The organism is Nostoc sp. (assembly GCF_036917095.1).
Taxonomy (GTDB): domain Bacteria; phylum Cyanobacteriota; class Cyanobacteriia; order Cyanobacteriales; family Nostocaceae; genus Nostoc.
The window spans coordinates 123,102-140,340 of sequence record NZ_JBALFH010000038.1 but is presented as its reverse complement, the minus strand read 5'-3'; the positions used below and the strand labels follow the sequence as shown (position 1 = coordinate 140,340).

Annotated in this window: 16 protein-coding genes; 11 read left to right on the top strand and 5 right to left on the bottom strand. The window is 42.4% G+C overall.

Annotated elements, in window-relative coordinates; all coding sequences use genetic code 11:
• Window positions 1–443 precede the first annotated feature (443 nt).
• From V7L01_RS19500 to V7L01_RS19475, 6 genes are all read left to right on the top strand, one after another.
• Entirely contained in the window at window positions 444–659 is a 216-nt protein-coding gene (locus V7L01_RS19500; protein WP_229553494.1) for a hypothetical protein, read from the top strand.
• A gap of 7 nt (window positions 660–666) precedes the next feature.
• The gene (locus tag V7L01_RS19495) at window positions 667–1,092 is read left to right on the top strand and encodes a type II toxin-antitoxin system VapC family toxin (protein ID WP_335037478.1); all 426 of its coding nucleotides are present in this window, start codon (window positions 667–669) and stop codon (window positions 1,090–1,092) included.
• A 214-nt stretch (window positions 1,093–1,306) separates the two neighbouring features.
• Window positions 1,307–2,875, top strand: coding sequence for a metallophosphoesterase family protein (locus tag V7L01_RS19490; protein WP_335037476.1), 1,569 nt, complete (start codon window positions 1,307–1,309; stop codon window positions 2,873–2,875).
• Window positions 2,876–3,321: 446 nt separating this feature from the next.
• Window positions 3,322–4,080: a YebC/PmpR family DNA-binding transcriptional regulator gene (locus tag V7L01_RS19485; protein WP_335037474.1), complete on the top strand. Its 759-nt coding sequence runs from the start codon at window positions 3,322–3,324 to the stop codon at window positions 4,078–4,080.
• Between the two features lie 211 nt (window positions 4,081–4,291).
• Window positions 4,292–4,483 (top strand): hypothetical protein, encoded by a 192-nt coding sequence (locus V7L01_RS19480; RefSeq protein ID WP_335037472.1) that lies wholly within the window; start codon window positions 4,292–4,294, stop codon window positions 4,481–4,483.
• A 189-nt stretch (window positions 4,484–4,672) separates the two neighbouring features.
• Window positions 4,673–5,929: an FAD-dependent hydroxylase gene (locus V7L01_RS19475; RefSeq protein ID WP_335037470.1), complete on the top strand. Its 1,257-nt coding sequence runs from the start codon at window positions 4,673–4,675 to the stop codon at window positions 5,927–5,929.
• Window positions 5,930–5,939: 10 nt separating this feature from the next.
• Here the strand turns inward: V7L01_RS19475 and V7L01_RS19470 are convergent, their stop codons facing one another.
• Together V7L01_RS19470 and V7L01_RS19465 are read right to left on the bottom strand one after the other, a co-directional pair.
• Window positions 5,940–6,560: a Uma2 family endonuclease gene (locus tag V7L01_RS19470; RefSeq protein WP_335037468.1), complete on the bottom strand. Its 621-nt coding sequence runs from the start codon at window positions 6,558–6,560 to the stop codon at window positions 5,940–5,942.
• Between the two features lie 113 nt (window positions 6,561–6,673).
• Window positions 6,674–6,877: a hypothetical protein gene (locus V7L01_RS19465; RefSeq protein ID WP_335037467.1), complete on the bottom strand. Its 204-nt coding sequence runs from the start codon at window positions 6,875–6,877 to the stop codon at window positions 6,674–6,676.
• Window positions 6,878–6,906: 29 nt separating this feature from the next.
• Between V7L01_RS19465 and V7L01_RS19460 the strand changes: the two genes are divergently transcribed.
• The 5 genes from V7L01_RS19460 (at window position 6,907) to V7L01_RS19440 (ending at window position 13,732) form a co-directional block, all read left to right on the top strand.
• Window positions 6,907–7,707, top strand: coding sequence for an HNH endonuclease (locus V7L01_RS19460; RefSeq protein ID WP_335037466.1), 801 nt, complete (start codon window positions 6,907–6,909; stop codon window positions 7,705–7,707).
• Window positions 7,708–7,851: 144 nt separating this feature from the next.
• Window positions 7,852–8,403 (top strand): REP-associated tyrosine transposase, encoded by a 552-nt coding sequence (locus tag V7L01_RS19455; protein ID WP_335037464.1) that lies wholly within the window; start codon window positions 7,852–7,854, stop codon window positions 8,401–8,403.
• 411 nt (window positions 8,404–8,814) lie between these two features.
• The gene (locus V7L01_RS19450; RefSeq protein ID WP_335037462.1) at window positions 8,815–11,010 is read left to right on the top strand and encodes a lytic transglycosylase domain-containing protein; all 2,196 of its coding nucleotides are present in this window, start codon (window positions 8,815–8,817) and stop codon (window positions 11,008–11,010) included.
• Window positions 11,011–11,029: 19 nt separating this feature from the next.
• Window positions 11,030–11,680 (top strand): PEP-CTERM sorting domain-containing protein, encoded by a 651-nt coding sequence (locus V7L01_RS19445; protein ID WP_335037460.1) that lies wholly within the window; start codon window positions 11,030–11,032, stop codon window positions 11,678–11,680.
• A gap of 675 nt (window positions 11,681–12,355) precedes the next feature.
• The gene (locus V7L01_RS19440) at window positions 12,356–13,732 is read left to right on the top strand and encodes an MATE family efflux transporter (protein ID WP_335037458.1); all 1,377 of its coding nucleotides are present in this window, start codon (window positions 12,356–12,358) and stop codon (window positions 13,730–13,732) included.
• Window positions 13,733–13,995: 263 nt separating this feature from the next.
• On the opposite strand, the gene V7L01_RS19435 is transcribed toward V7L01_RS19440, so the two are convergent.
• From V7L01_RS19435 to V7L01_RS19425, 3 genes are all read right to left on the bottom strand, one after another.
• Window positions 13,996–14,985 carry a D-alanine--D-alanine ligase family protein gene (locus V7L01_RS19435; protein WP_335037456.1) on the bottom strand — a complete coding sequence of 330 codons (990 nt, stop codon included), beginning with the start codon at window positions 14,983–14,985 and terminating at the stop codon, window positions 13,996–13,998.
• A 90-nt stretch (window positions 14,986–15,075) separates the two neighbouring features.
• Window positions 15,076–15,462: an SET domain-containing protein gene (locus tag V7L01_RS19430; RefSeq protein WP_335037454.1), complete on the bottom strand. Its 387-nt coding sequence runs from the start codon at window positions 15,460–15,462 to the stop codon at window positions 15,076–15,078.
• 113 nt (window positions 15,463–15,575) lie between these two features.
• Window positions 15,576–16,736 carry a KamA family radical SAM protein gene (locus V7L01_RS19425; protein ID WP_335037452.1) on the bottom strand — a complete coding sequence of 387 codons (1,161 nt, stop codon included), beginning with the start codon at window positions 16,734–16,736 and terminating at the stop codon, window positions 15,576–15,578.
• Window positions 16,737–17,239 lie beyond the last annotated feature (503 nt).

Sequence of the window (17,239 nt, the reverse complement as noted above, 5' to 3'; positions counted from 1 at the left end):
CTAGATGCTGGTTTATCATTGTTCGTTCTTAGACATATATATGCCTCAGTATTATCTCTTAGTTTTTTTCAGAAATCAAATATGATTCCTATATAATACTTATAATTATGCTGATATCGGGGTATAAAACACAATTTTTAAGCTGGCAATGCCTACGCATCATCTTTAAATGCATCATTCATTCTTACCCGAAGACTTCAGTACGAAACTTAATTTAATACTCTATTGAGTGGCTAATTTATAACTTAATTACTATTGACAAAAATGATTTCGTCTTAACCTGTGACAAATGAACATTAGTTCAGTTGGTAGCTTAGGCAATTTTGAAAAATCGATATAATTCGTAAGACAGCTATAAGTATCTTCACTAGTTATTACGTCGTTTACTCTACCCGTATTGCTACAAGCAGCTTAGGATAGACTAAAAGCATTTTTTGCAAACAATGGTAGAAAAAATCACAGCTGTCTTTAATGGCAAAGTATTCTATCCGGCTGAACCGATCGCACTGCCAATCAATACCCGCGTGCGAATCAGTATCGAAATATTACCGCCAAGCGAACATGAAACGGTATCATTTCTGCAAACGGCACGATCGCTAAACTTAGATGGGCCACCTGACTGGTGTACCAATATAGATAAATATTTATACGGTAAATAAACTTTCCATGCATTCTGAAGTCTTTCTTGATACATCATTTGCCATTGCCTTATCTGCACCGAGCGATCGCTTGCACGATCGAGCCTTACATCTGGCTAAAATGTTACAAGCAGCAGAAACTCGTTTGGTGACAACACAGGCGGTAATGTTGGAAATTGGCAATGCTTTATCCCAAAAACCTTATCGTCAAGCGGCAATCATATTATTAAATTCTCTAGTAGCAGACTCTAAAGTAGAAATTGTTCCCCTCTCTCAGGAACTCTACGAACGTGCTTTCGAGCTATATCGAGAACAAATAGAGAAAGAATGGGGATTTGTCGATTGCGTATCTTTTATTGTGATGCAATATAGCGGAATCACTGAAGCCCTGACGGCTGATGAGCATTTTCAACAGGCAGGTTTTCGAGCATTACTGCGAGAAAATTTGCCTTAAGGAATGGTCATTAGTCATTGGTTATTGGTAATGCGGAAGAGACAGAGAGGCAGGGAGCAGAGGAGAAAGAAATTTTTTATTCTACCCCTTTTCCTCAGCAATAACTGCTTCTTCATCTCCCCCTGCCTCCCCTGCCCCCTGCGTCTTCCGCACTCCTTATTATTTCGTTACAATCGGCGTGTGCGTTAGGTTAGGCATTCAAGAGTTATCAGCCATGAAATTGATTTCCGATCCACCGATTCCTGTAAAAATTCAAAAGATGAAGGAACGGGTGCGGTGGATGCATCCAAGTTTTGTGCAACGGGGAATCGATCAAACCAGTATAGTTATTGACGATCGCAGAGAAGATAGTCCAGAATTTTCCTTTATGGTTATCGGTGATTCTGGCACCCAATCGCATTATCGGCAACACCCCCAACGAAAAGTTGCTGAACTAATGCTGACTCACCGCGATGATTGCAGTTTTGTCTTGCACACAGGCGATGTAATTTATGTGGTGGGTTCCCAAGAGTATTATTCAACAAACTTTATTGAGCCTTACCGGGAATTTCTTGTCGGTGGCGACAACCCGAAAGACATTCCCTACGATCGCATGGTGTTTAATTTGCCATTCTTACCAGTACCAGGTAATCATGATTACTACGATGTGCCGTTGATGTACCGTTTATTGACTGGAACAACATCTTCATTGCGTCGCCTGTTCCGGTACAAAGATATTGAGATTGGCTGGCATGGATCGTATCAAGGTAATGCTTATGCACGAGCATTTATGGACTATACAGGGGCGATGTCTTCCCCAGAATTAGAACGTCATTTAGATCGACACTACACTGCTAAAACCGACACAGGGCGCTGTTTGCGTTACGAACCTGGAGAGTTTACCCGCTTACCAAATCGCTACTACACCTTTCGTTACGGCGGAATTGATTTTTTCGCACTGGATTCTAATACCTTTAATACACCATCACCCTTACCTGCAACTCAAGAGGGGGAAATTTACCGTCGGGAATTGCAAAAGCGTCGCCAGGAAATAGATCGAGAAGAATTGCAGATTTTAAGTATATGCGATCGCCTCAACCCCGATAAACCCACTGAAGCGGAACAACTCGATGAACTTAGCGCCAAATTAGACCAAATAAACGAGATCAAAATCGACATTGAAAAACAATTGGCATCTCATAAAATGCCTGCGATCGATTTTGAACAACTTGAATGGTTGCGTAGCAGACTAATCGAATCTTGGAACAACTCCGAGGTGCGCGGACGTATAATCTTTTTCCACCATCCCCCCTATGTCACAGAAGCTACCAAGTGGAATCAAGCACAAACCTTGGCGGTTCGCCACCGCTTGCGCTGGGTGTTTGAACAAGTCGCAGAAACTCTTGGTTCTCTAATTAAAGAACGCCCCATAGTCGATTTGATTTTAAATGGTCACGCTCACTGTTTGGAGCATCTTTGCACAACTGATACCGGATTTGCTGACTCCCACATTAACTGCATTATCTCTGGTGGTAGCGGTCATCGTCCCCGCTATCAACGGAAAGAGGGGACTGAATTGATGGAGACTTTTACCGAAATTGCAGGTAAACCCACCCGGAAAGTTGCCGATTCAAAGCTTTTTGTGGGTCGTCACGACTACAATTTACAAAACCGCCTGCCTTACTCATGTGTGCGGATTGATGTTCTGGATGGTAGCCCACCCAAGTTTATCATCAGACCGTTGATCGCTGAACGGGTTGAACAAGAGTGGCATAACCGCGAACTTGAACCATTTGTGATTTAGACAAAAAACTTACCCTGGTTATGTCACATTCACCCACATCCCGCCCTGAACTAAAGTTCAAGGCTGATAGCTCAAGTCCACTCAAGTGGACTGAATTAATTATTGAGTCCACTTGAGTGGACAGTGGCTCTGAGACTCGGAATTCATTCCGAGGCGGGATAGAAACGCAGTGCGAGATTTATTAATAAAGATATGGCCGGGGCAAGGCTTGTGTATACACCGTAGCCTTACTAAGGAGAGGGATATCTGCCAGGACAGGGTGAGGTTAAACTGAAATTATAAATAATCATGCGATCGCGCTTTAATCACTTGAAAATCAAATCCAAACGTTGCTGCTTTGACCATAACTTCGCCACTCTAATCTAGCCTTGCACAATTATCTGAAGTTATAGTTTTTGCAAGCGTTTATATCTTAATGTTGAATAGAGTTTTGACAATTTCAGATTATGGCAGGACATAGTAAATGGGCAAATATTAAGCGCCAAAAAGCGGTAGTAGATGCAAAAAAAGGAAAAACCTTCACTCAGTTATCCAGGGCGATTATCGTTGCGGCTAGAAGTGGCGTACCAGATCCGGCGCTGAATTTTCAACTTCGCACGGCAATTGACAAGGCAAAGGCAGCGAGTATTCCCAATGATAATATTGAACGAGCGATCGCTAAAGGGGCAGGCACTTTTGGCGGTGATAACGCTATTTTTGAGGCGATTCGCTACGAAGGCTATGGCCCTGGTGGTGTAGCAATTTTAATCGAAGCCTTCACAGATAATCGCAATCGCACTGCTGCTGACTTACGTGTAGCTTTTAGTAAAAATGGTGGCAATCTTGGTGAAACAGGTTGCGTTAGCTGGATGTTTGAGCAAAAAGGCGTTTGTGTCGTGCAGGGTGTGGTTGACGAAGAACAGCTTTTAGAAGCATCCCTCGAAGGCGGTGCTGAATCTTATGAGATGACTGAAGATGAGATGGCTGAGGTTTTTACTGACATTGGCTATTTAGAAACCCTTAGCCAGAAACTTAAAGATCGAGGCATTAAGGTAATTGATGCCGAATTGCGCTGGATTCCCAGTAATAGTGTAGAAGTTACCGATCCAGATCGGGCGCGATCGCTTTTCAAGTTAATTGATACTCTAGAAAGCTTGGATGACGTGCAAAATGTCACAGCTAACTTTGACGTATCAGAAGAATTGATGGCTCTCAGCATTTCTTAATTAAAATTCACACAGCGATCGCAGCCAAATAACACTTATTTGAATGATGTCCAAAATTTTACATTGGAACTGGAAATGCTAGCAGGTATTTCACGTAAGTCTTATATTTTACGGATGTAAAAATAGACATGAAAGATTCATATCAATTACAAACTTATGACATACGCCTATTGGATAGTTAAGTTGTTGATTACCTGATGAGGATTTTCAAGTGAATAAGTTCGCTAAAGTTTTACTCTTGGCTTTAATCGTTGCTGCACCTGTAACCGTTTTTGCATCTCAAGCTCAAGCAGCTACCCATACTGCTAGCGTAAAAAGTACTAAAGTTCATCACAAAACACATCACAAGACACATCACAAGCATCATGCTAAAAACGTAGCTCCTAAAACTTATAAGAAATAGTTACTATTAGTTGTAAAAGTTTCTTGTAGCTCTGTAATTAAGTTTAGTGTTGGTTTCTCTAAAAAAAATAATTGTATTATTTAACCCTGCTGAAATCCCTACCAATCAGCAGGTTTTTTTTTATTAACTTGCTCAAGGAGGCGCGATCGCGTCAAAATAAGAGTTGAGACGCTGTAACTTAACTTAACAATGCCCCTAACGCAGCTTGAACAAATTTCCCCTCAACCAACACCGCCAAACTTGCGGGGATATGAATATGATTTGGTAATTGTCGGCGGTGGGATTATTGGGTTAACTCTAGCCTCTGCTTTAAAAGATTCTGGCTTGAGTGTCTTGCTGATTGAGGCGAAAGTAGCATCAGCGGCTGTAGCTAAAGGGCAAGCCTATGCAGTTCACATGCTTTCGTCGCTAATTTATCAAGGAATTGGAGTTTGGGACAAAATGTTGCCTCAAATAGCCAAATATTGCCGAGTTCGTCTTTCTGATGCTGATTATCCTAATGTGGTGGAATTTGCCACAGATGATATAGATGCAGCAGAGTTGGGCTATGTGGCGGAACACCAAGCGCTGTTGCAGCCTTTGCAAGAGTTTGTCCAAAATTGTTCAAATGTGACTTATCTGTGTCCGGCTGAAGTGGTAAATACGCAATACCAGAAAGATATAGTAGCGATAGATATTAAAATTGCCGATCGGTTATACTCAGTTCGCAGCAAATTACTAATAGCAGCAGATGGGGCGCGATCGCCAATTCGTCAAGCTGCTGGCATCAAAACCTCTGGCTGGAAATATTGGCAATCTTGCATTGTGGCATTTGTCAAACCAGAAAAACCGCACAATAACACCGCTTACGAAAGATTTTGGTCTAGCGGGCCCTTTGCGATTTTACCTTTACCGGGGAACCGTTGCCGCATTGTATGGACAGCCCCACACGAAGAAGCAAAAGCTTTATGTGCCTTAGATGATGAGCAATTTTTAAGAGAACTCACCCGTCGTTACGGCGATCGGATGGGGAAATTGGAATTACTAGGCGATCGCTTTGTATTCCAGGTACAACTCATGCAAAGCGATCGCTATGTTCTCCCCCGACTGGCATTAATTGGTGATGCAGCGCACAATTGCCATCCTGTGGGCGGACAAGGTTTAAATCTGGGGATTCGGGATGCAGCGGCTTTGGCGCAAGTAATCCAAGCAGCACATCAAGCAGGGAAAGATATTGGCGACATTCAAATTCTTAAAGGTTATGAACGCTGGCGCAAGCTGGAAAACCTGACGATTTTAGGTTTCACCGATTTATTAGATCGGGTGTTTTCTAATAATTTCTTACCTGTGGTGGTGGTTCGTCGCTTGGGTTTATGGTTTTTGCAGCGAGTACCTGTATTAAGGGTGTTTATGCTGAAGTTGATGATCGGTTTGAAGGGACGCATTCCAGAATTGGCAAAACGATAAGGCTTAAAGGCTACACCACAGCAGCTTGAAAAATCTGATTTGGGGTGAGATTCAATTCGGGAAAAGTTTGGGAAATAATGCGATCGTTATCTCGAAACTTACTTATTTGATATTCCTCATCAACCAAGTTACAAACTAAGATTGTTGGTTGTTTGGGATTACCGATAAAATTACGTCCACCCAAGGCAGCATAATCGACAATCCAGTATTCTGGGATACCCATCTCTTCATAGTCAGCATACTTCAAGTAATAATCGTCCCGCCAGTTGGTTGATACAATCTCAATTGCCAAAGGTATTGATGCACCCAAACTAACAATAGATTCTTTTTTCCATAATTTTTCGTTTTCCAGATTTGCACGGTTGAGCACCAACACATCTGGTAAATAACCCGAATCTTTTTCAGGAGGTCTAACTATAACTTGGTTGGGCATAAAGTAGGGCAATCCTAAACGCTTGATTTCAACAGGAATTTCGATGCCTAGAAATCCTTTAACTTCTTCGTGTTCCCCCACTGGTTGCGCCATTTGAACAATTTCTCCTTTATGCAGTTCGTAGCGTACTCGGCGATTTTCGGGTAGCCAATCGACAAATTCCTCAAAGGTTACTAGCTTGGGTATGGCTTGAGTCATAGATGATAGAGAATTACTGAATCATAGAAATATTATCTCTAATTCAGCGATCGCATTGCTTGCGAATTAGCCTAACCTTTTACAGTGCGATCGCTGTAGCTGAAAATAAACGCTCACGAATTGGCTGCCCAAAGAATGGAGACATTACTATAGCAAGTTTTAGGTGATGCGTTACGCGCTTCGCTAACGCATCCTACAAGATCGGGCGATCGCACTGTATCTTGGCGATCTCGAAATAAAGCAAGATAATTGAAGTACCAAAATTGAAGTATGTAGGTAAATCGTGACAAACCACGAAGATAGTCATATTGAGTCACAAATAACCTGTGATGCGCTCCTTAGCTTAATGCAAAAGCAAATTTTGGATATTGAACGCAAAGAAGCAAAGAATACTTGTGCAATCTTTCATCAAACAGGTAATCGGTTTGTATTCCTGTACCATCGAAAAAATAGCCCAAATGTAAGAATTTATTTCCGTGCTGAACCTGATTCAGAATTACATCAAGTTCTGCCCACCATAAATCTTCAGAAACGAACCAAAATTAATAACGCTTGGGAGAGAAATTTTCCTTACTTTTTTGAACTTTCACCATCTGATAATTTGGAGGAAGTTTCTGAGTTTCTCGTTAAAGAAGCTTATCCGCTTTCCTTTAAATCTGCTTCATCAATATTGAGGAAAGAACATCCTGCACTATCTGAGCAGGGTCAAATAGTTGAAACTGAAGGTTATTTCAATGCTGAAAATATTGAAGACGCAAGGCGGCGAGTAACTACTTCTATTGTCCAGCGACAAGGGCAAGCAGAGTTTCGTCGTCAGTTGTTAGAAGCCTATAATTATCAATGTCCAATAACGGGATGTAATGCTGAAGCTGCTCTCGAAGCAGCACATATCATTCCATACAAGGGTACTGAAACTAATCACATAGCTAATGGTTTACCATTAAGAGCAGATATACATACTCTTTTTGATTTACATTTGCTATCTATTGATCCTAAGACACATAAAATTGTCATTTCTTCGGAATTGCAGGCAACTTCCTACATAGAATATATGGGTCAAAGTGTGTCTTTACCAAAAGAAAAAGTCGCACAACCAGACCCAGTTGCTTTGGAAAAACATTATAAGTTATTTCTGCAAAAATGCTGACATAAGACCCTTCAGTGCGATCGCCAATCTTGTAGGATGCGTTAGCGCTAGCGTAACGCATCCCCCATGTAATCAACGTGCTGAATTATGGATTATCAGCTGGATTTGGGCAAACTAATCAACAAATCTGAATAGCATCATTCAATGACCAACTACCGCAGAATAAGGATTGAGGGCGGCACTTACTTCTTTACCCAGGTAACACATCAAAGACAACCGTGGCTTTGCAGCGATGTTGCACGTCCTTTGCTGCGCTCGGCATTTCTCAAGGTTCGTAAAAACTATCCGTTTGCGATCGATGCCATTGTGTTGTTACCTGACCACATCCACTGCATCTGGACTTTACCACCCAATGATAGTGATTATGCAACTCGTTGGCGATTGATTAAAACCGATGTCACCAAGCAAGGAGCCTCTAAGCTACAGCTGCTGGCAAACCGGAGTGAATCACGGCACAAACGCAGAGAGAGCAATCTTTGGCAGCGACGATTTTGGGAACATTGGATTCGAGATGATGCTGATTTTGCGCGGCATTGTGATTATATCCATTACAATCCAGTACAACATGGGTTATGTGAGGGAGCAATGGATTGGAAGTATTCAAGTTTTCACCGATATGTAGCACAGGGTATTTATTCGGTTGATTGGGGAATAAAAGAGGAATTGATGCCCTTATTAGAGGTTTGGGATCGGTGAATTCAAGGTTTTGGGTGATGCGTTACGCTTCGCTAACGCATCCTACAAGATTGGGCGATCGCACTGATGATAAAAATATTATTTTTAATGTAGAGGACTGCGGACAGCTTTTCTAGCACAGTTGAGAGCGTGGGTATAAATCTCTTTCATGTTACGTTTCGTTGGCATAGCCTCTGATAGAGTAGCCATAGCAGCGTCTACAGAATTCTCTTCTAAAAAACTATTTATGATATACCAAAGATAGATGTAATAGTATCTAATATGTGCTATTTAGTCAGTACTGTAACCATAGGATTGAAAATTAGTATTTTTCTACATAAAATTAAAAATCTAAAATTAAAAATTGGTAACACTGATGGTTAGGAGTGTTAAAGTTTCAGGAAATTCATCGGAACTTTTCAGCGGGTATTCATGCTGAAGAAACTACAGAAAAAGCAAATTTCTATAATTGCGGGTGCGGCACTGTTTGCCTTTTTAGCTGGGGCAATGGTATCAGCACCTGAGATTGGCAAGTCTCTGGGGAAATGGCTCAAACTGAGTCAGAATCAAGCAGAGCAAACATCTGATGCTAGCATTGCCCAATCAGCCGTCTTTCCCCTGATATCACAATCATTGCCAGAACGGGCGGCGAAATTAGCAGCGATCGCCGATCAGTCGCAATCGCCAGACCGAAATCGCGCTCGTTATCTTTTAGCGAGTGATTACATTGAAAGAACCCAAGCGAAAAAAGCGCTGGCTTTACTGGATGGGCTAGATAGAGACTATGCTATCCTCGCGCCTTATATTTTGCTGAAACAGGCGCAGGCAGAGGATATGCTAGGCGAGGACGGCAAAGCCTCGGATCTCAGGCAAAGGGTGCTGAAACTTTATCCCAAACAAGCGGCCACAGTGAAAGCGCTATATCTGATTGCTTTACCAAAGCAACAAGAAACCGCGATCGCTCAATTTCCTTCCAATCCTCTAACTTGGGAAATTATCCGTAAACGCTTGCAAGAAAATCCCAATCAGCCACAATTACAATTGATTTTGGCTAAATATGCCTACGATCAACCAGGCATAGTGGGCGTTTTGGATGAGCTAGTAAAACAGCCTAATCTCAAACCCGAAGACTGGGAACTCATTGGTACAAGCTATTGGGAAAATAATCAGTTTCTGAAAGCGGCGAATGCTTATGCCAAAGCACCCAAAACATCGCGCAACCTCTACCGTACTGCACGGGGCTTACAGGTAGGAGGCAAAGATCGAGAAATAGCGATCGCTACCTATAAACAACTAGTGCAGCAATTTCCAGATACTGAAGAAACTGGGACTGCCCTACTGCGGTTAGCAGAAACCGCAAAAACAGGTAAAGACGGCTTACCCTATCTCGATCGGGTAATTAGTAAATTTCCGAAACAAGCTGGTACTGCACTAGCAGAAAAAGCTAAAATTCTCCAAACTCTCAAGGATCAAAAGTCAGCTAGCGCGGCGTGGCAATTACTCATAGCCAAATATGGTAATACTGATGAAGCGGCAGAGTACCGCTGGAAAATCGCCCAAGATAAAGCCAATGCTAAAGATTACGTCGGTGCTTGGCAATGGGCAGAACCAATTGTCACCAATAACCCCAATAGTATTTTGGCGCCCAGAGCAGGCTTTTGGGTAGGTAAATGGGCAGCTTCACTGGGCAAACAGCAGGAGTCTAAAACTGCTTATGAGTATGTGATTAGCCAGTTTCCCTACTCTTACTACGCATGGCGAGCCGCGACAATGTTGGGGCTAAATGTCGGCAATTTTGACAATGTGCGCGTTATGAACCCGGAAGTAATCGCACCCCAACGTCCACTACCGCCTGCTGGTTCTGAAACTTTCAAAGAATTGTATCTGCTGGGACAAGACCGCGATGCCTGGTTACAATGGCAGACAGAATTTCAGAATAAAATTCAGCCAACCGTAGCAGAGCAATTTACTGAAGGGTTGATGCGGCAGGCTAGGGGAGAAAATCTCATCGGAATCGACGAAATTTCTAAATTGGAAGATCGGGAAATACCAGCGGAAGTTGCCCAATATCAGACTCTGAGCAAACAAATCACCTACTGGCAAGCCCGTTATCCATTTCCCTATCTTCGAGAGATTGAAAAGTGGTCTACTGAGCGTAAACTCAATCCTCTGCTAGTAACTGCTCTGATGCGTCAGGAATCACGGTTTGAACCAAAAATCAAATCCGTCGCTGATGCTACTGGCTTAATGCAGGTGTTGCCGAGTACAGCTAAATGGATCGCCCCACAAATCAAGGTGGATTTCAAAACAATAAACTTAGAAAATCCCAACGATAACATCATGCTGGGTACATGGTATTTGGGTCATACCCACGATCAATATAACAATAACTCCTTGCTAGCGATCGCCAGTTACAATGCTGGCCCCGGTAATGTCTCAAAATGGCTGCAAACTCAAACTACACAAGATCCAGATGAGTTTGTTGAAGAAATTCCCTTTGATGAAACCAAAAATTATGTGCGTCAAGTATTTGGCAACTACTGGAATTATCTAAGGCTTTACAACCCTGAGATTTCTGGCATCGTCACAAAATATTCTGCTCAACACCCCCAAATACCGACGCGATAATTTTAAAAAGTTATGAGTTGTGAGTGTTGAGTTAAAGCAATTTTTTGATTCAAAGTTCACAACTCATAGTGATAGAGCTACCTCACATAACGACTCAAGTGGCGTTGGGGCTTACTCTCAACCGGGAGCGCAATTTGCTTTTGCTAACAATTTCTCATTTGATGTAACTGACAATGGCGGTGGTAAAGTTGCATTCAAATTTTTAAATAATGCTTCTTCGACCCAAGCCTTGAAACAGGTTGCCTTTAGTGTTGACAAGAGTGTATCTGGTATTTTGTCTAATATGGTAGTAAATGTAGGCAATACTGGTACAGTTCTGTTTCAATCAAATACTCAAAATTTATCGCAAAGTAACAACATCTCTGGATGGGATGGTACAACATTTGGTGCAGATACCAAAGGTGGTAACAACAACGCAGTACAATCTGGAGAATCTTTAGGTATTACCTTCAATGCTAACTACAATGATGTTATTGCAGCCATAAATGCTGGTACTTTGGAGCTAGGTATCCATGTGGGTAGTCTTCCAAAGGGGGCTAGTGATAGCTATGTTAATAGTGTACCAACTTCCAGCACGCCAGTTCCTGAACCATCTACTTTGTTTGGAGCAGGTTTAGCTTTTGGAATTGCTACTTTGTTTCAGAAAAAACTAGAGAAATTTAAAGCTTAATTATTAGTTTCCTTTTCCGGTCTATTTCTCTGAAGCATTTTTAGAATGAATAATTTTAGTAGAATTAAATTCTACTAAAATTATTTTTTTATATATAAATATTATTGTTGGATACTTTCAAAATTTCTGTTACAAGATTGTATTAATAATATTTATAATTTCAGGATAATCGTAGGTTGATTTGCTGCTAATCGACTTCGCCTCAAGTCGGCCGAATTTGACTGCTGCTAGAAGTGCTTGATAATCCTGCTTAACCCTCTTTTGTCACCTTAGGAGAATGCATTTGCCCAAAGGGTTACGAGGCTTTAGTTTCTTTTAGAAAATAAAACATTAAAGCTCGATCAAATCAATGTCATAGAATTTGGCTTCGATTATTGTTTTCGGAGAGTGAGAAAACAAGGTTAACTTGATGGGCATAACAGCAAAGTCTGCTATACCTGGGCAAAAGCATCACTTTTACCCAAGTAGGCTATGCGCCATTCTTGACAGTTTAAGCTCGTAAATAATTTGTCAATAAGTAATAGTACTTAAAAATTTGCTGGCGACAGTGGGATAAAACACAATTTTTGGAGAGGCGATCGCTAATGGCTTGAGTTGAGCGCAGCTGTTAAGTGGTAACATATCTTAATATATTAAATGTTACCTTTTTCGCACCCTCCTTAATTTTTGTGCCCAATGGAGTTAACTTCAAAAGAATTTAAGTCAGAACTGATATTAGAAGTCCAAGCCTGTCTGCAATTGGCAGTTCCTCTGGTAATTACTCAAATATTAGAAGCGGGCATTCCTTTATTGGATGGGGTGATGATGGGCTTACTTAACAGCCAAGCTTTAGCTGCGGGTGCTTTAGGTGCTGTTACCTTTTCTACTCTAGCTTCCGTTTGTCGTTCTATTCTTTCAGCCGCCGGTGTGAATGTTGCAAATGCTTTTGGTGCAGGAAAAATAGATCGAGTGAGCCGTGCTACCGGTCAAGGGATTTGGTTAGCTGTGACGATGTGCTTACCTGTGATGTTTATCATTTGGCACTTTGACTATATTCTGCTGCTGACTGGCCAAGAAGAAACTAATGTATTATTGGCTCAAACATATTTGCGGTCTATTGTTTGGGGTTTTCCTGCTGCGCTCGGTTTTTGTATCTTAAAAGAAGTTAGCTCTGCCCTCAATCGCCCCCAATTCCTAACAGTAATTACGGTAGTTGGACTATTATTAAATGCGGCTGCTAATTACGTGCTAATGTTCGGTAAATTTGGTTTGCCTGCCCTTGGTTTAGCCGGTATCGGTTGGGCAAGCACACTCATTTTTTGGCTGAATTTTATCGCCGCCGCCGCTTGGATTTGCTTCGATGACTACTTTAAAGACTATCAGCTTGATAGCGCTCTGCATCACTTCGATAAAGATATGTTTATGGATATCTTGCAAACTGGATGGTTCTTGGGGTTGCAGTATGGAGCAGAAATTGGAGTATTCACTGTCACTGCTTTAATGATGGGGTGGTTTGGCACAAATACGTTAGCAGCCCATGAAATTACCGTTGAGGCAGAAAGTTTTGTTGAGACAGTATCGATAGGTATTTCCTATGCCGTCACAATGAGAGTAGGACAGCTAAGGGGACAAAACGATCTAAAAGGTGCAAGCAGAGCAGGATTTGTCTGCATTGCGCTTGTTACTCCCATTGTGAGCATTGTAGGACTAATTTTTTTGCTGTTTCCCAACTATATTGTGGCAATGTTTTTGGACACCAGTAATCTGGATAATATCGAGATAGTTAAAACCGCAACTTCTTTCCTAGCTGCGGGGGCATTAGTTCAAATATTTTATAGTATTCAGACTATTGCTGCTGGTGCATTAATCGGGTTGAAGGACACCAAAGTGCCGGTGTTGATCGCTATGTTCGCTTATTGGGTGGTAGGTCTAGGTGGTGGCTATCTGATGACATTCACTTTAGGCTGGGGTGCTATAGGTTTATGGTTGGGTTTAGTATTAGGGCTACTTATGGGTGCAGTGCTTTTAACTTGGCGTTTTTATCTTTTGACTACTGAGATTGAGTCTGCTTGAATGAAGGGGCAAGAGGCAGGGGGCAGGGAGCAGGGGGAAATGACCTCTTATATCATGTCCGGCTAATTAATTATGATTCCCAAATCTATGCAGAAAGCCTAAAAACCCCTCCCCTCTGCTCCTCTGCTCCTCTGCCCCTCTGCGGTCTTAATGATAAGTCTTTAAACGGACATGATATTACTCCTAGCGTGGAGCAAAGCAGGACATGGGTTGGAGTTCCCCACTTCGCAAGCGTGGCTTTTGTACCCTGCGGGAAGCTAGGTTCAACTTTTGTACCTTTGCCATGCGGACTCGACTATTTCAGCAATGATTTCTGTGTATGTCACACCACCCAAACGTCCCATAATTACTAGGTCTGAGCGGATATGGTGTAGCCCTGGCAGTGGGTTAACCTCCATAAACTGCAACACACCGCTAGCATCGCAACGTAGATCCAGGCGGGCAGCGTCACGGCAACCAAGAGTATGGTAGACATCCAGGGCCAGCTGCCTTGCCTGTGCTGCCAGTGGTTCGGGATCTATGAGTAAAGCATAAGAAATCCGTTCCAGATACTCATCTTTGTTAAGGGTGGTATAGGCGAAAGCTTCTGTTTTTCCTGTAAAAATTACTTCCATCACACCTACTACCCGTGAGTTGCTGCCGTTGCCAATAATGCCCACTGTTACTTCTCGACCGGGAAGAAAGGTTTCCACGAGTACTGGTTGCTGGAAAAGTTCGTGTAACAATTGATAAGCATTTACTAGCTCCTCTTGTTCTTTGACAAGAGAACGTCCAGTTACCCCTTTAGAACTGCCCTCTGCCACAGGCTTGAGGAAAAGTGGCATTGGCAGCGATACGGCTGCTGCTTCTGCGGTAGTACTCACCACTTCAAAGGGGGCTGTCGGCAAACCGCGATCGCGCACCACTCTCTTAGCAAGCGCCTTGTCTAGCGTGAGGGCGCAGGTGAGCGGATCGGAAAAGGTATAAGGTTGAGCAAATAATTCGCAGACTGCCGGGACTTGGGCTTCACGAGAGCGACCCTGCAAACCCTCAGCAATATTGAAAACCAGATCCCAGCGATCGCCTTTTGCCAAGCGCAGAGCAAGTTCTCTACCATTACCGACACGTTCAACCTGATGACCTAACTGAAATAGTGCAGTTTCCAGTCCAATGATAGTTTCTTCATCATCGAACTCCATCACCTCAGAGGCACTGAAACCAGCCTTAAGGTAATCTGCCTTCAGGTCATAACACAGACCAATGAATAACCCCATAGCCCTATAATTCCCAGTGAGAAAGCTTTCTCTGTTAGCTTTGATGTAGAAATCAGATATCTTAATTAAGGAATTCTGATTACTAAATCCTTAATTAAGTGAAAATATCTCATCAACAACATCAAACCATATAGGAGATTGATCGTTAGGAGAACCGTTGTAGTTGGCAGTAATTTCTTCTCCCGGTTCTATATCTCGATAGGCAATCAGATCCAACTCTCGGTCGGCGAATTTTTTCACATAATAAGTATTGGGATGGTAAGAATGGTTGATTAAGGAAGATAAACCTAGAGCGATCGCCGCAGCTTTATCTTCCCAATCGTAGTAATAGTTGCCCAAAATTGTTTTATCTAGAAATTCAACCTGTTCTGCGGGTATAACAACAACTGGAACTTTCTCAACAATCTCTCCTTTCAAAAAGCGCTTCTGTGCGAAGACACCTCGACCTTTTAGGTTTGTATTACCAACAATCAACATTCCAACTAATCTCCTGCAATTACTTAGTTTTTTGGTTTGCCAAGAACTCAATAGAACCATTCCAACTGGCTCTTTTAGATGATGGCGATCGACTCGCGTACAAATATATAGTGTTACCCCTGCTCTACTGGATCTACATAGGTGTATGTCTTACCTGCCCAATTTTGCACTGTAGCTGTGCCCTTCTCATACGCAAGTAGAGTCTCGGCTTGAATTGGAACTTTACCACCGCCGCCAGGGGCATCAATTACATAAGTTGGTACAGCGTAACCAGTAGTATGACCGCGCAATTTAGAAATTAGATCGATCCCAGTTTGAATACTGGTTCGCAGATGTGCGGTGCCAACAACTGGGTCGCATTGGTAAAGGTAATAGGGTCGGACACGCAACTTAAGAAGACCGTGAAACAGATTCTTCAGCGCTTTTTCTGAATCATTCACACCTTTTAACAGCACAGTTTGACTACCTAGAGGAATACCACCATCAGCTAGGCGATCGCAAGCTTGTGCCACTTCTGGGGTAAGCTCCCGCACATGACAAAAGTGCAAAGACAGCCATACGCGATGCTTGCGAAGTAAGGCAACCAGTTCCGGTGTAATTCGCTGGGGCAAGAAACTCGGCACGCGAGAACCAATTCGGATAAATTCAATATGCTTAATGGCACGCAACCGCCCAAGCAAATTGTCTAAAGGTTCATCAGACATCAATAGAGGATCGCCACCGGAAATTAGCACGTCGCGGATCTCGGTGTGTTCCTCCAGGTAAGCGACGATCGCATCCAAGCGCCGCGTTACTGGGTACATTTCACCTTGGCTCACCAAACGAGAGCGGGTACAGTAACGACAATAAGCAGCACATGTGTCTAGGGCAAGCAGCAATACCCGATCGGGGTAGCGGTGTACCAGTCCTGGCACTGGAGTGTCGTTATCTTCACCGCATGGATCTACCATGTCTGCTGTACTAACTATTAGTTCTTCTTCCCGTGGGATGACTTGTAACCGTAGCGGGCAAAGCGGATCTTCTGGATCGAGCAGTGATGCAAAGTATGGAGTTACAGCTACAGCAAACTTCTCTGGTGCGATTAAAAGTCCCTGTTCTTCGGTAGTACTAAGCCTTAATAACCGCTGAAAGTGTTCCAGCTTAGTCAACCGATGCCGCATTTGCCAGCGCCAATCGTTCCAGCGTTCCTGGTTGTAAGTCTCTCCCAAAATCTGACAAACTTCTTCACACCGAACATCGGTTACTAAAGGATCTAGAATAGTGTTTTGGATCATGATTTGAACTAAATTAATCTGAGAATAATTAACCAATCACAGCCTGGTTTATTTACCTAGCTTCGTAGATAAAAGAGAAAACTATTGACAAATGTGACCAGTCCTGATTTAAACTCCTCATCAAACAGGCGATGACTGTTGTGGCGTAGAAATATAAATAGTTTGGCTCGTTTGATGTCAGAGATGATTCCTGATTCTGATTCTAATAACAGGGATTTGTCGTATCCTCAGTACATTTACAATAATTAAAAATATTAATAGCTACCTCAGTTTTACATACCTCAGCCTTAGCAGCGTGAATAGCTAGCTTTTTATGAAGATGAGGCGTAATTTTAACATCTACTTGAATACAGGACATGAAAACAAAGTTGAAGTACAGTAAAAATAATACCAAAAGTTTAACAATAAGTATCTTTATACACAGAATATGCCTCTGCTGTCATGCTTGTTAATCTAATTATTTATTGCGCCACTAAACTCCAGGAAGGCGTAGACACTTCTTT

Excerpts from the sequence above, each read along its gene's own strand:
- V7L01_RS19425 (WP_335037452.1), bottom strand. The coding sequence starts at position 16,736 with ATGATCCAAAACACTATTCTAGATCCTTTAGTAACCGATGTTCGGTGT.
- V7L01_RS19450 (WP_335037462.1), top strand. The coding sequence starts at position 8,815 with ATGCTGAAGAAACTACAGAAAAAGCAAATTTCTATAATTGCGGGTGCG.
- V7L01_RS19455 (WP_335037464.1), top strand. The coding sequence starts at position 7,852 with ATGACCAACTACCGCAGAATAAGGATTGAGGGCGGCACTTACTTCTTT.
- V7L01_RS19435 (WP_335037456.1), bottom strand. The coding sequence starts at position 14,985 with ATGGGGTTATTCATTGGTCTGTGTTATGACCTGAAGGCAGATTACCTT.
- V7L01_RS19490 (WP_335037476.1), top strand. The coding sequence starts at position 1,307 with ATGAAATTGATTTCCGATCCACCGATTCCTGTAAAAATTCAAAAGATG.
- V7L01_RS19430 (WP_335037454.1), bottom strand. The coding sequence starts at position 15,462 with ATGTTGATTGTTGGTAATACAAACCTAAAAGGTCGAGGTGTCTTCGCA.
- V7L01_RS19460 (WP_335037466.1), top strand. The coding sequence starts at position 6,907 with ATGCAAAAGCAAATTTTGGATATTGAACGCAAAGAAGCAAAGAATACT.
- V7L01_RS19485 (WP_335037474.1), top strand. The coding sequence starts at position 3,322 with ATGGCAGGACATAGTAAATGGGCAAATATTAAGCGCCAAAAAGCGGTA.
- V7L01_RS19495 (WP_335037478.1), top strand. The coding sequence starts at position 667 with ATGCATTCTGAAGTCTTTCTTGATACATCATTTGCCATTGCCTTATCT.
- V7L01_RS19470 (WP_335037468.1), bottom strand. The coding sequence starts at position 6,560 with ATGACTCAAGCCATACCCAAGCTAGTAACCTTTGAGGAATTTGTCGAT.
- V7L01_RS19440 (WP_335037458.1), top strand. The coding sequence starts at position 12,356 with ATGGAGTTAACTTCAAAAGAATTTAAGTCAGAACTGATATTAGAAGTC.
- V7L01_RS19500 (WP_229553494.1), top strand. The coding sequence starts at position 444 with ATGGTAGAAAAAATCACAGCTGTCTTTAATGGCAAAGTATTCTATCCG.
- V7L01_RS19475 (WP_335037470.1), top strand. The coding sequence starts at position 4,673 with ATGCCCCTAACGCAGCTTGAACAAATTTCCCCTCAACCAACACCGCCA.